Annotated in this window: 11 protein-coding genes and 1 pseudogene; 4 read left to right on the forward strand and 8 right to left on the reverse strand. The window is 73.6% G+C overall.

Annotation, left to right across the window (positions count from 1 at the left end):
* The first annotated feature begins 91 nt into the window (after window positions 1–91).
* Entirely contained in the window at window positions 92–505 is a 414-nt protein-coding gene (locus tag E4198_RS03830) for a VOC family protein (RefSeq protein ID WP_136181902.1), read from the forward strand.
* A gap of 90 nt (window positions 506–595) precedes the next feature.
* Here E4198_RS03830 and E4198_RS03835 read toward each other — a convergent pair whose 3' ends face one another.
* The gene (locus E4198_RS03835) at window positions 596–994 is read right to left on the reverse strand and encodes a RidA family protein (RefSeq protein WP_027763241.1); all 399 of its coding nucleotides are present in this window, start codon (window positions 992–994) and stop codon (window positions 596–598) included.
* Window positions 991–2118, reverse strand: coding sequence for an acyl-CoA dehydrogenase family protein (locus E4198_RS03840; RefSeq protein ID WP_136181903.1), 1128 nt, complete (start codon window positions 2116–2118; stop codon window positions 991–993). The genes E4198_RS03835 and E4198_RS03840 overlap by 4 nt, the downstream gene beginning before the upstream one ends.
* A 164-nt stretch (window positions 2119–2282) precedes the next feature.
* On the opposite strand from E4198_RS03840, the gene E4198_RS03845 reads away from it, so the two are divergent.
* Window positions 2283–3968, forward strand: coding sequence for an AMP-binding protein (locus tag E4198_RS03845; protein WP_136181904.1), 1686 nt, complete (start codon window positions 2283–2285; stop codon window positions 3966–3968).
* Window positions 3969–3977: 9 nt separating this feature from the next.
* Window positions 3978–4859: a PaaX family transcriptional regulator C-terminal domain-containing protein gene (locus E4198_RS03850; RefSeq protein WP_136181905.1), complete on the forward strand. Its 882-nt coding sequence runs from the start codon at window positions 3978–3980 to the stop codon at window positions 4857–4859.
* Window positions 4860–4909: 50 nt separating this feature from the next.
* On the opposite strand, the gene E4198_RS03855 is transcribed toward E4198_RS03850, so the two are convergent.
* On the reverse strand, window positions 4910–5473 hold the full coding sequence (locus E4198_RS03855) for a hypothetical protein (protein ID WP_136181906.1): 564 nt from the start codon (window positions 5471–5473) through the stop codon (window positions 4910–4912).
* Between the two features lie 135 nt (window positions 5474–5608).
* Here E4198_RS03855 and E4198_RS25290 point away from each other — a divergent pair, with 135 nt between their 5' ends.
* Window positions 5609–5818 (forward strand): DUF3099 domain-containing protein, encoded by a 210-nt coding sequence (locus E4198_RS25290; protein WP_037789456.1) that lies wholly within the window; start codon window positions 5609–5611, stop codon window positions 5816–5818.
* Window positions 5819–5855: 37 nt separating this feature from the next.
* Here the strand turns inward: E4198_RS25290 and E4198_RS03865 are convergent, their stop codons facing one another.
* The 5 genes and pseudogenes from E4198_RS03865 to E4198_RS03885 all read right to left on the reverse strand — a co-directional run.
* Entirely contained in the window at window positions 5856–8120 is a 2265-nt protein-coding gene (locus E4198_RS03865; protein WP_136181908.1) for a bifunctional salicylyl-CoA 5-hydroxylase/oxidoreductase, read from the reverse strand.
* A gap of 59 nt (window positions 8121–8179) precedes the next feature.
* On the reverse strand, window positions 8180–9007 hold the full coding sequence (locus E4198_RS03870) for an enoyl-CoA hydratase family protein (protein WP_136181909.1): 828 nt from the start codon (window positions 9005–9007) through the stop codon (window positions 8180–8182).
* 139 nt (window positions 9008–9146) lie between these two features.
* Complete coding sequence (argF, locus tag E4198_RS03875; protein ID WP_136181910.1) at window positions 9147–10157, reverse strand: ornithine carbamoyltransferase; 1011 nt, start codon at window positions 10155–10157, stop codon at window positions 9147–9149.
* A gap of 69 nt (window positions 10158–10226) precedes the next feature.
* The gene (locus E4198_RS03880) at window positions 10227–11453 is read right to left on the reverse strand and encodes an arginine deiminase (RefSeq protein WP_136181911.1); all 1227 of its coding nucleotides are present in this window, start codon (window positions 11451–11453) and stop codon (window positions 10227–10229) included.
* Window positions 11454–11600: 147 nt separating this feature from the next.
* Window positions 11601–13273, reverse strand: a pseudogene (locus E4198_RS03885) (hypothetical protein); the annotation flags it as partial.
* Between the last annotated feature and the right edge of the window lie 133 nt (window positions 13274–13406).

Here is a 13406-nt window from a genome sequence, read left to right on the forward strand (position 1 = left end):
CCGGCAGGCGATGAGTTTTCCGCGGAGCGGCCGTCTCTACCTGTGCCGGGCCCGTCCGGGGCCGGGCAGCGCAGGAGAGAGGGCGTCCACCATGAGCAAGATGATCTTCGTGAACCTCCCGGTGAAGGACCTGAACCGGTCCGTGGAGTTCTTCGGCAAGCTGGGCTTCACCTTCAACAAGCAGTTCACCGACGAGAACGCCACCGCGATGGAGATCGACAAGGACAACGGGATCTACGCGATGCTGCTGGTCGAGCCCTACTTCAAGGGATTCACCAAGAAGGAGATCGCCGACGCGACGAAGACCACCGAGGCGATCGTGGCGCTGGGCCTGGAGAGCCGCGCCGCGGTCGACGAACTCGCCGACAAGGCCCTGGCGAGCGGTGGCAGCCCGGCGAACGAGCCGATGGACGAGGGGTACATGTACGGCCGCAGCTTCCAGGACCCGGACGGCCACCAGTGGGAGGTCATGTGGATGGACGCGGCCGCCGTGGAGCCGAGCTGACGCGCGGGGCGGCCCCGGCGGGCGGAGTGCCCGGGCCGGCGACGGGGTGACGGCCGGGGCGGCGGGGCCCCGGGCCGTCGGCTCGGGCTGTCAGTCGAGGACGGCGATGCCGTCCAGTTCGACCAGCGCCTCCTCGTCCCACAGCCGCACGACGCCGATCAGCGCCATCGCCGGGTAGTCGCGCCCGGCCAGTTCCCGCCAGATGCGGCCGAGTTCGCGGGCGTGGGCGCGGTAGGCGCCGACGTCGGTGGTGTAGACGGTGACGCGGGTCAGGCCGGCGGGCGTGCCACCGGAGGCGCGCAGCGCCGTGAGGAGGTTGCCGAGGGCCTGCCGGAACTGCGCGGGCAGGTCGTCCCCGGTGATCCTCCCCGTGCCGTCCAGGGCGGTCTGACCGGCGAGGAACACCAGGCGGGAGCCGGTGACGGCCACGGCATGCGAAAAGCCGGTGGGCGGCGCCAGCTCGCCGGGGTTCACACGTTCGAGTGTCATGCGTAGAGCTCCTTGGCGATGATCGAGCGCTGTACCTCGGTCGCACCCTCGTAGATGCGCGGGGCACGCACCTCGCGATACAGGTGTTCCAGGAGATGTCCGTGCTGGAGGGCGGCGGCGCCATGGATCTGGACCGCGGTGTCCACGGCGTACTGGGCGGTCTCGGTGGCCAGCAGTTTCGCCATCGCCGCCCGGCGCGCGATGCCCTCCTCGCCGCGGTCGTACGCGGCCGCGGCGGCGTACACCAGCAGCCGTGCCGCCTCGATCCGGGTGGCCATCTCGGCGAGCTGGTGGGACACGGCCTGGAGTTCGCGCAGCGCGCCGCCGAAGGCGGTACGGCTACCGGCGTGCGCGACCGCGGCGTCCAGCGCGGACTGCGCCATGCCCACGGCGAACGCGCCCACGCTGGGGCGGAAGAGGTTGAGGGTCCGCATGGCGACGCCGAAGCCCTCGTCGACCGTGCCCAGTACGTCGGCGCCGGTGACCGGCACCCCGTCGAAGGTGAGGGTGCCGATGGGGTGCGGGGAAAGCATCCGCAGCGGCTCGCCGGTGAGTCCGGGACGCCCGGCCGGGACGAGGAACGCGGTCACGCCGCGCGCGCCGGCACCGTCGGTGGTGCGGGCGAAGACGGAGTAGACGTCGGCATGGGGTGCATTGGAGATCCAGGTCTTGGTGCCGCGCAGCTCCCAGCCGTCACCGGCCGGCACCGCGGCCAGGGACAGCGCTGCGGCGTCCGAGCCGGCGCCCGGCTCGCTCAGCGCGAAGGCCGCCACGGCGCGCCCGGCGGCCACATCGGGCAGCCACCGCGCCCGCTGCTCGTCCGTGCCGGACAGGGCGAGCGGGTAGGCGCCCAGCCCCTGGAGGGCGAGGGCGGTCTCGGCCTCGGTGCAGCCGTGCGCGAGCGACTCGCGCAGCAGGCACAGGTCCATCGCGCGGGCCGGGGAGCCGTCGGCCGGGAAGACCCGTTCCAGCAGGCCGGTGTCGCCCAGGGCGGCGACGAGCGCCCGGTTCACCCCCGGCCGCTCGCCGTGCTCGGCCGCCAGCGGCCGGAGCCGCTCCGCGGCCAGCGCCCGCAGCTCCTCGCACCACTGCTGTTGCTCCGGCTCCAGCGCGAACGCCCGCATCGGCGACGCCTCCTTTATCGCGGACCGTTGACTGTCGTCACGCACACGTTACGCTCATCCGCATCCGGGCACGCCAGTGCTCCACCGTGAGAAGGCCCGTGACAGGCCCGCGGGGAGCCCTGACCCACCACCTTCGGGGACCGCCGCAAGGGGGCACGACCGTCATGGAACCGATCCCGTCCGCCCACGTCGACACCTTCGCCCGCGACCACCTGCCGCCCCGGGAGCACTGGCCGGAGCTCGTCTTCGACCTGCCCGAGCTGCGGTACCCGGACCGCCTGAACTGCGGGGCCGAACTGCTGGACCGCACGGTGGAACGGCTCGGCGCCGACCGCCGCGCCTTCATGACCGACGACGCCTCCTGGTCCTACGGCGAGCTGCGCGACCGGGTGGACGCCATCGCCCACGTGCTGACCAGCGACCTCGGCGTTGTACCCGGCAACCGGGTGCTGCTGCGCGGGCCCACCACGCCCGAGCTGGCCGCCTGCTGGCTGGCGGTGATGAAGGCCGGAGCCGTCGCCGTCACCGTGCTCGCCGCACAGCGCTCCCACGAGCTGCGGACCATCTGCGAGATCGCCGAGGTCGGTCACGCCCTGTGCGACGCCGCCACGCTGGACGACCTGGTCAAGGCGGACGTGCCCGGCCTGCGCGTCACCCCCTTCGGCGGCGGCTCCCCCGACGACCTGGACCGGCTGACCCGGCCCTGGGCGGGCCGGCCCTACGGCGCGGTGGCCACGGCCGCGGACGACGTCGCGCTCATCGCCTTCACCTCCGGCACCACCGGGCGCCCCAAGGGCTGCATGCACTTCCACCGCGACGTGCTCGCCGTCGCCGACAGCTTCTCCGCACACGTGCTGCGCCCGGAGCCGGACGACCTGTTCTCCGGCAGTCCGCCACTGGGCTTCACCTTCGGCCTGGGCGGCCTGGTGCTCTTCCCGCTGCGGGTCGGCGCCGCCGCGCTGCTCCAGCAGTGGAACGGCCCCGACCAGATGCTCGCCGCCGTGCAACGCCACCGGGTGTCGGTGCTGTTCACCGCGCCGACCGCCTACCGGGCGATCCTGGGGAAGCTCGCGGACGGCGAGGCGCGCGGCGAGCCCTGGGACGTCACCTCGCTGCGCCGCTGCGTCTCGGCGGGCGAGCACCTGCCCGCGGCCACCTGGGAGGCATGGCGGGAGCGCACCGGGCTGCGGCTCATCGACGGGATCGGGGCCACGGAGATGCTGCACATCTTCATCTCCGCGGCCGACGACGCCATCCGGCCCGGCACCACCGGCCGCCCGGTGCCCGGCTTCGAAGCGCGGGTCGTGGGCGAGGACGGCACCACCCCCGTCCCGGACGGCGAGCCGGGGCTGCTGGCCGTGCGCGGCCCGGTGGGCTGCCGCTACCTGGCCGACCCGCGGCAGCAGAACTACGTGCGCGGCGGCTGGAACCTCACCGGCGACACCTACGTGCGCGAGGCGGGCGGCTACTTCCGCTACGTCGCCCGGGCGGACGACATGATCATCTCGGCGGGCTACAACATCGCCGGTCCGGAGGTCGAGGGCGCCCTGCTGCGCCACCCCGACGTGGAGGAGGTCGCGGTCGTCGGCCGCGCGGACGAGGAACGCGGGCAGACCGTGGTCGCCCACGTGGTGCTCCGGGAGGGCGTGCCGCGCGGCACGGACACCGTGGACCGGCTGCGCGCCTTCACCAAGGAGGAGCTGACCCCGTTCAAGTGCCCGAAGGAGATCGTCTTCGCCGACGCGCTGCCGCGCACTCCGACCGGGAAGCTCCAGCGCTTCCGGCTGCGGGAGGCTCCCGCACAGCCGGAGGGGAGAGCGGAGGAGCGGGCGCAGGAGCGGGCTGGCTAGAGTGAAGGCGTGGCCCAGCCCTCCTCCCCCGGTTCCCTGATCCTGACGTTCTTCGGCGCGTACGGACGGCCCGGCACTGCCGGGGGCTCCGGCACCCCCGGAAACGGCGAGGAACCGGACGGCGGCGCCCCGGCCGGCAGCGTGCCCGTCGCGGCGCTGATCCGGCTGCTCGCCACGGTCGGGGTGGACGCGCCGTCCGTGCGGTCCGCGGTCTCCCGGCTGAAACGGCGCGGGCTGCTGGTCGCCGACCGCGCGGGCAGCCGCGCCGCGGCGTACGCGCCCTCGGACGCGGCACGCCAGGTGCTCGCCGACGGCGACCGGCGCATCTACGACCGGCCCTGCCCGGCCGCCGACGGCGCATGGCTGCTCGCGGTGTTCTCCGTCCCCGAACGGGAACGGCAGCGGCGGCACCTGCTGCGCTCGCGGCTCGCCCGGCTCGGCTTCGGCAACGCCGCACCGGGCATCTGGATCGCGCCCGCCCACCTGGAGGAGGAGACCCGGCACACCCTGGAGCGGCTCGGCCTCACCGCGTACGTCGACCTCTTCCGGGGCGTGCACACCGGCTTCGAGCCGACGCACGAGGCGGTGGCGCGATGGTGGGACCTGGACGCCCTCGCGTCCCTGCACCGCGACTTCCTCCACGCCCAGGAACCGGTGCTGCACGCGTGGGCGCGGCGCCGGAAGGTGGCGCCGGAGGAGGCGTACCGCGACTACCTTCCCGCGCTGGACGCCTGGCGGCGGCTGCCGTACGCCGACCCGGGCCTGCCCTCCGGTCTGCTCCCGGAGGACTGGCCGGGCGAACGTGCCGCAGAGGTCTTCCACGCCCTCGACGCGAAGCTGCGCGGGCCGGGCGCGGAGTACGCGGCCTCGGTCCTCCGCGCCTGCGGTTAGGGCCTGTCCGGCGGGCGCGGGACGCTCCCCCGGGCCGCGGCAGGACCGCCTCAGGCCAGGACGGCGGCGACGATCGCGCCGACGCCGGTGCCCGCCAGACCGCCCACCACCAGGACGCGCCCGGTCAGGCCAGTGGCGCGGCTGCGGGCCCGCCCCACCGGGCGGAACGCGCCGCTCAGCAGGAACAGCGCCACGCCGCACAGCGCCACCCCGAAGCACACCAGATTGGCCGCCTGGGCCCAGAGGACGCGTGCCGCTGGTGCGAACCGCTCCGGGGACAGCGACACCGCTTCCACCTCCTCCCCGGGGTCGTGCGGGGCGCCCGGCCGGAAGTCCTCGGCCCGGTGGCGGACCTCGCCGTCGTGGGAGCGGAAGACGCCGGTGCAGACCGCGTCCTCGAAGGAACGGGGATCGCACCGCTCGACCGTGACGGTGCCCGGCGTGCCGCCGTCGAGCTTCGCGGGCCCCTCCAGATATCCGGCGGCGAGGAGCCCGAGGCCGAGGAGGAGGACGAGCAGGCCCAGCAGTCCGGCCGCGACCCGGCGCACCGTGCTGCGGATCGACGCCCCCGTGCCGCGGGTCGCCGCCCCCGTGCCGCCCTCTCGCGTCCTCACCCGGTGCGCCCCGTCCGTGGTCCGGCAGCCGTCACTCCCGCCGTCCTGCCGTGCGCACGTCAGCGTAACGGACCCCCGCGCGGGCCCGGCGGTGTCCGGTTTCCGCGCCGGGCGGGCCGGTGCGAGAGTGGAGGTGTGGACCCGGCGACACGGCGCAGACGGCGCTACTTCGCGATGATGACGGCCGCGCTGGTGCTCTTCGTCAGCGCGTGGGCGTTCGTGCGGCTGTGGTCCGTGCCGGCCGCGATCGCCCTGTGCGTGGTGGCGATGGCCCTGCCGCCGGCCGCGGTGATCGTCGGCAACCGGCGGGAGCCGGGCGAGCGCTGGTGGGACGAGGACGAGTGACCTCCGGCCGGACGCCTCGCACGACCTCGCCGGGGGGTCACAGCGTGAGCCGCTGCTTCGGCGCGTCCGTGCGTCCGGTGGGCGGCTTGCGGCTACCAGCCCGGTACTGCTGCGGCCAGGGCGCGCCGGGCCCGGCGTAGTCCTGGTCGGCGGCGGCGTGCAGCGACCAGTGCGGGTCGTACAGGTGCGGCCGGGCCAGCGCGCAGAGATCCGCACGTCCGGCGAGCAGCAGCGAGTTGACGTCGTCCCAGGAGGAGATCGCGCCGACCGCGATCACGGGCACGCCGAGGCCGTTGCGGATGCGGTCGGCGTACGGCGTCTGGTACGAGCGCCCGTAGTCGGGCCTCTCCTCGGAGACGACCTGTCCGGTGGACACGTCGATCGCGTCGGCGCCGTGTTCGGCGAACGCCCGCGCGACGGCCAGGGTGTCCTCGGAACTCGTGCCGCCCTCGGCCCAGTCGGTGGCGGAGATGCGGACGGTGAGCGCGCGGTCCTCGGGCCACACCTCGCGGACCGCGTCGAAGACCTCCAGCGGGAACCGCAGCCGTCCCCGGACGTCGCCGCCGTAGGCGTCGGTGCGGCGGTTGGTCAGCGGCGAGAGGAAGCTCGACAGCAGGTAGCCGTGCGCGCAGTGCAGCTCCAGCAGGTCGAACCCCGCTTCGACAGCGCGCCGCGCCGCGTCGACGAACTGGTCGCGCAGACCGGCGAGTTCGGAGACCTCCAGCGCGCGGGGCACCTGGTTGACGCCGTCGCGGTAGGGCAGCGGGGACGGGGCGACCACCGGCCAGTTGCCGTCCGGCAGCGGGTCGTCTATGCCCTCCCACATCAGCCGGGTGGAGCCCTTGCGCCCGGAGTGACCCAGCTGCACGCCGAGCGCGGTGCCGGGTGAGCGGGTGTGCACGAAGTCGGCGATCCGCTGCCAGGAAGCGGCCTGCGCGTCGTTCCACAGGCCGGTGCAGCCGGGCGTGATCCGGCCGTCCGGCGACACGCACACCATCTCGGTCATCACCAGCCCGGCGCCGCCGAGGGCGCGCCCACCCAGGTGGACGAGGTGGAAGTCGCCGGGGACGCCGTCGTCGGCCGAGTACATGTCCATCGCCGAGACCACGACCCGGTTGCGCAGTTCCAGCGGGCCGAGGCGGAACGGGGTGAACATCGGCGGCGTGCCCTCCGGCACGCCGGCTTCCCGTTCCACGGCGGCCACGAAGCCCGGGTCGCGGAGCCGCAGGTTGTCGTGGGTGACGCGGCGGCTGCGGGTCAGCAGGTTGAAAGCGAAGCGGTACGGCGGCTGGGCGGTGTAGGTGGCCAGGTCCTCGAACCACTCCAGGCTGGCGCGGGCGGCACGCTGCGTGGACGTCACCACCGGGCGCCGCTCGGCCTCGTACGCGGCGAGCGCTTCCGGCAGCGTGGTGTTCTCCTCCACGCAGGCCGCCAGCGCGAGGGCGTCCTCGACGGCCAGCTTGGTGCCGGAGCCGATGGAGAAATGGGCGGTGTGCGCGGCGTCCCCGAGCAGCACGACGTTCTCGTGCGACCAGCGCGCGTTGGCGACGGTGCGGAAGGCGATCCACCGCGAGTTGTTGCCGCGCAGCGGCCGTCCGCCGAGCGTGTCGGGGAACAGCTTGGCGCAGTACGCCGCCGAGGCGGCCTCGTCCATCCGGTCGAGGCCGGCCGCCTGCCAGACCTCCTCGCGCATCTCGACGATCACGGTCGAGGCGCCGGCCGAGAAGGGGTAGCCGTGCAGCTGCATGACGCCGTGTTCGGTCTCGGCGATCTCGAAGCGGAAGGCGTCGAGCGCGAAGTCGGCGGCCAGCCAGATGTAACGGCAGCGGTGCGTGGTCAGGTCCGGGCCGAAGGCGTCGGCGAACGCCTCGCGGGTGGCGCTGTGCACGCCGTCGGCGGCGATCACCAGGTCGTGCGACGCGGCGAGTTCCGCGGCGGCCGGGGCCTCGGAGCGGAAGCGCAGGTCGACGCCCAGGTCGCGGCAGCGCTCGTGCAGCACGGCCAGCAGCCGGCGGCGGCTGAGAGCGGAGAACCCGTGGCCGCCGGAGGTGAGCTTCCGGCCGCGGTGCACCACCTCGATGTCGTCCCAGCGCACGAACTCGTCCCGCAGCGCGGCGTACACCACCGGGTCCGCGCTCTCGATGCCGCCGAGCGTCTCGTCGGAGAGCACCACCCCGAAGCCGAAGGTGTCGTCGGGCGCGTTGCGTTCGTGGACGGTGACCTCGCGGGCCGGGTCGAGGCGCTTGAGCAGCGCAGCGGCGTAGAGGCCGCCGGGACCGCCGCCGATGACCGCGATGCGCATGGGGACTCCTGGGGTGTGGGGCGGGCGCCTGCCGCTGCCGGGTCTTCCTCCCGGTGGCTTCAACGGCCCTGCCACTTGGGGGGCCGCTTCTCGGTGAAGGAGGCGTGGAACTCCGCGTAGTCCTCGCTGTTCATCAGCAGGGCCTGGGTGGCGGCGTCCATCTCGACCGAGGCGGACAGGCCCATGTCCAGCTCCGCGGTGAGCAGCGCCTTGGTCTGCGCGTGGGCGAGGGCCGGGCCGTCGGCCAGGCGGCGGGCGAGTTCGGCGGCGGCCTGCCGGGCGCCGCCCTCGTCGGTCAGCGTGCTGATCAGCCCGATGCGTTCGGCCTCGGGAGCGCGTACCGGCTCACCCAGCATCAGGATGCGGGTCGCGTGACCGAGGCCGACCACGCGGGGCAGCAGGTAGGCGGCGCCCATGTCGCCGCCCGACAGGCCGACCTTGGTGAAGAGGAACGCGAAGCGGGCGGTGGGGTCGGCGACGCGGAAGTCCGACGCGAGGGCGAGGACGGCGCCCGCACCGGCGGCGACGCCGTGCACGGCCGCGATCACCGGGAACGGCGCCTCCCGGACGGCCCGCACCACCTGGCCGGTCATGCGGTTGAAGTCGAGCAGCTGCGCGGTGTCCAGGGACAGCGTCTCGCCGATGATCTCCTCGACGTCGCCGCCGGAGCAGAAGCCACGCCCCTCGCCCGCCAGCACCAGGGCGCGGGCGCGCCGCTCGCGGGACAGCTCGGCGAGCAGGTCGCGGAGGTCGGCGTACGCCTCGAAGGTGAGCGCGTTGAGCTTGTCGGGCCGGTCGAGGGTGACGGTGACGACGCCGTCGTCCTCCACGACGCGGAGGTGCGACCAGCGCTCCGCCGCGCGGACGGAACCGGTGAACGGGCTCATGGGCGTTCTCCCTCCCAGGGGTGACCGACTTTGCGAACGTATCACCTCTCCGTGACTGTCGTCATGGGTACGCGATACACCGCGCCGGACACCTGCACCCGTCCGGGGCTCTTCCGGGACCCGCCCCGGACCTGGGCCGTCAGCCGGCGTCGCCGGCCAGCGTCGCGACGAGCACAGCCTTGATCGTGTGCATCCGGTTCTCGGCCTGGTCGAAGACGACGGAGCGCTCGGACTCGAAGACCTCGTCGCTGACCTCAAGGTGTTCCAGCCCGTACCGCTGGTGGATCTCCTGCCCCATCGTCGTCCCGAGGTCATGGAACGCCGGCAGGCAGTGCAGGAAGCGGACGTCGTCGTTGCCGGTGGCCCGCAGCACCTCCGCCGTCACGGCGTACGGCCGCAGCAGCGCGATGCGCTCGTCCCAGAGGTCGGCCGGCTCCCCCATCGACACCCACACGTCCGTGCCGACGAAGTCCGCGCCGCGCACGCCTGCGGCGACGTCCTCGGTGAGGGTGAGGCGGGCGCCGGTGGTGGCGGCGACCTCGCGGGCCCGCGCGATCACCGCGTCGTCCGGCCAGAGCCCGCGCGGGGCGACGACCCGCAGGTCCATGCCCAGCAGCGCGCCGGTGACCAGGGAGGAGTTGCCCATGTTGCTCCGGGCGTCGCCGAGGTAGGCGTACGCCATCGCCTCGATCGGCTTCGGGCAGTGCTCCGTCATGGTGAGCACGTCGGCGAGCAGCTGGGTGGGGTGCCAGGCGTCCGTCAGCCCGTTGTAGACCGGAACACCGGCGTGCTCTGCCAGCTCCTCGGCGACGGCCTGGTCACTGCCCCGGAACTCCAGCGCATCGAACATCCGCCCCAGCACGCGCGCGGTGTCCCGCACGGACTCCTTGCGGCCGAGGTGGGAGCCGGACGGGTCGAGGCAGGTGGTGGCCGCCCCCTGATGGGAGGCGGCCACCTCGAAGGCGCACCGGGTGCGGGTGGAGGCCTTCTCGAAGATCAGGACGATGCTGCGCCCGCGGAGCCGCTGCTGCTCGGTGCCCGCCTTCCGCTCGGCCTTGAGTCGGGCGGCGAGGTCGACGAGGTGGCGGAGCTCGCCGGGGGTGAAGTCCACCTCCTTGAGGAAGTGGCGGCCCGTGAGATCTGTCGCCATGGGAGGGCTCCTCAGTCGCGTACATCAGCCTGGGCTGTAATTGTATACGACGCCCCGCATGTCTATTCGCTACGGGACGGGATCCCGCTCGACGGGGCAGCTCATGCAGCGGGGACCGCCCCGGCCACGGCCCAGCTCACTGCCGGGGATCTCCACCACCTCGATGCCCTGTTTGCGCAGGAAGGTGTTGGTTGTCACGTTACGCTCGTACGCCAGCACCACGCCGGGTTCGACCGCCAGCACGTTGCAGCCGTCGTCCCACTGCTCACGTTCCGCCGAGTGCACGTCCTGCGTCGGGGTGAGCACCCGGATCGAGTCGAGCCCCAGCGACGCGGCGATCGCCCGGTGCATGTGCTCCGGCGGGTGATCGGTGACCTTGAGTTCCGGCCCGCCCCCCGGCTCGATCGTGTAGGAGCGGAGCATCCCCAGACCCTCGTACTGGGTGAAGGACCGGCCGTCGATCATCGTCATCACGGTGTCGAGGTGCATGAAGGCGCGCGCTTTCGGCATGTCCAGCGCCACGATGCTGGTCGCCGAACCGGCGTCGAAGAGCCCCCGGGCGAGCGCCTCCACCGCCTGCGGGGTGGTGCGCTCGCTCATGCCCACCAGCACCGCCCCATTGCCGATGACCAGCACGTCGCCGCCCTCGATCGTCGAGGGGTAGGCCGAGCCGCGGCCGTCGGACCAGATGTGGAAGTCGTTGTCGGCGAAGAGCGGGTGGTGGTGGTAGATGGCCTCGAAGTGCACGGTCTCGCGGCGCCGCGCCTCCCAGCGCATGTCGTTGATGGAGACGCCGTCGTAGACCCAGGCCGAGGTGTCCCGGGTGAAGAGGTGGTTCGGCAGCGGGGCGAGCAGGAAATCGTCCAGATCCATCACGTGGAAGCGGACCGAGGTCGGCTCCGGATGGTGCTCGAGGAACTCCCGCTTGGTCATGCCCCCTATCAGCGCCTGCGCGAGTTCCGGGGTGGGGAGGGCGTCGAACGCCGCCCGCAGGTGGTCGGTGGCAAGCGGCCCGTACTCGCGCTCGTCGAAGACCCGGTCCAGCACGAGTTCCCGCGCCTGCGGCAGCGCGAGGCTCTCGGTGAGCAGGTCGCCGAACAGGTGCACCTGGATACCGCGGTCGCGGAGGGCGTCGGCGAAGGCGTCGTGCTCCTGCCGGGCCCGCCGCACCCAGAGCACGTCATCGAACAGGAGATCGTCCTTGTTCGTGGGGGTGAGCCGCTTCAGCTCGAGATCGGGCCGGTGCAGGATGACGCGGCGGAGCCGCCCGGCCTCGGAGTCGACATGGAATCCCATGGACCCATCCTGTCCCCACCGGACGGCTCCCGCCCGGTACCGTGCACGGATTCCGGGGAAATCACACGCCGGCACGTCTCCTCGGTGGGCGGGGCCAGGCGTGGCCCCGCCCACCGGGCGGCGTCAGAGACGCGGGTCGACCGGCTCCGACTCGGTGAACACCGCCGCGTCCGCGGCCCGGCCGTGCTGCCGGTCCAGCAGCCCACCGACGTCCACTCCGCGCGCGGCGGCCGCCGCCACGGCGGCGACCGCGTCGGGGAAGACCGCACCGGCCGCCGCACCGACCGCGGCGTACTGGTTACGCAGCAGACCGCCCGCCTTCAGCGACCACGGCATCAGCTCCGCGTCCAGCAGCATCCAGTCGGTGTCCAGTTCCGCCCACAGCCCGGCGTCCTCGGCGCTGCGCGCCACGCGCCGCGGCACGGCGGCGGTCAGCCCGTCGTCGTCGAGGAAGGGCCGGCCGGTACGGGTGTAGAGCGGGCCGGGCACGTCCCCCCGGGCACCGAACCGCTCCCGGGCCGTCGCCGCGTCCCGGCAGACCAGCGCCACGGCCCGCGAGCCCATGTGCTTCTCCTCGCAGACCACCTCCCGCGCACCGTCGGCGCGATGGCCCGCGAAGGCCTCGGCCGGGTGCTCCAGCCAGCCTTCCTCGCGGGAGGTGGCGCACGGCGCCATCGTCGGCGGCAGATACGGCACCAGCCCGGGCGCGAGCGCGAACCGGCTCACCTCCAGCGCGGCGGCCGCGTTCTCCTCCCGCACGGAGATCCGTCCGGCGTGCCGGGTCTCCACGATGCGGCGGCCGTGCAGGTCGGTGAGGTCCAGCGGACGGCCGTCCGCACCTCCGGGCGCGTCGGTGGCGAGCGGGCGGACCGGCTCGTACCAGACCTGCTCGGCGGGCACATCGGCCAATTCGCGCTCCGGCCAGCGCAGCGCCGTCATGGCGCCGCCGAACACGCAGCCGGTGTCCTGGCAGAGGGTGTTGTTGACCCAGGAAGCGCGCGGCACCGGCGTGTGGCCGTAGACGACGGCCGCCCGGCCGCGGTAGTCCTCGGCCCACGGGTAGCGCACCGGCAGACCGAACTCGTCCGTCTCACCGGTGGTTTAGTGGTTTCGCCGTACAGCGCGTGGGCCCGCACCCGGCCGGACGTACGGCGGTGGTACTTCTCCGGCAGGCCCGCGTGGCACGCCACCAGCGCGCCGCCGTCCAGCACGTAGTGGCTGACCAGCCCGTCGATGAACGTGCCGACGCGCCCGGCGAACTCCGGGTCGTCCTGGGCCTCCTTCTCCATCTGCTCGACGGTTCGGCCAGCCCGTGTGCCACCTTCACCTTGCGGCACTCCAGCCAGCGGCCGAGCTTGTTCTCGTGGTTGCCGGGCACGCACAGCGCGGTGCCCGCCTCGACCATGCCCATCACCAGGCGCAGCACGCCGGGACTGTCCGGGCGCTGCGGGCAGCGTCCGGCCATCGCGCTGCGGAAGACGGCGCCGAGCGCGACGGCGAGCAGCGAGGACGCCGCGTAGGGGCGGTCGTTGACGTACTGGGCGAGAGCGGAGTCCGGGCGCCGCCCCGGCCCTTGCCGCGGCCGCGACGCACCAGGGGGACGGGTCGACCTCCAGCAGCAGGGCGGCGGTGCAGCGATGCTCGTCGGCCTCGGGGTAGAGGACGTGCGCGGTGCCGCAGGAGGTGTCGAACGCCTGGGCCTTCCCGGGGTGCTTGTTCAGCAGGAACCCGAGGTCGGTGGCAGGCCTTTCGACGGTGCCGGTGGTGGAGAGCGTCAGGAAACGCGCTCGAGTATCGCCCTGCCACCCGTCGCCGACCACCCGTTCTCCCCGCGGCCGGAAGCGGTCCGCGCACGAACCGTTGACCCCGTACCGTCCGGTCGGTACGTTCCCCGGAACTCGAAGCTCGGGTCCTTCTCCCCGGTCCCCCTTCCCGGCCGAAGCACCGGCCACG

It is taken from the genome of Streptomyces sp. RKND-216 (assembly GCF_004795255.1).
GTDB classification, from domain to species: domain Bacteria; phylum Actinomycetota; class Actinomycetes; order Streptomycetales; family Streptomycetaceae; genus Streptomyces; species Streptomyces hazeniae.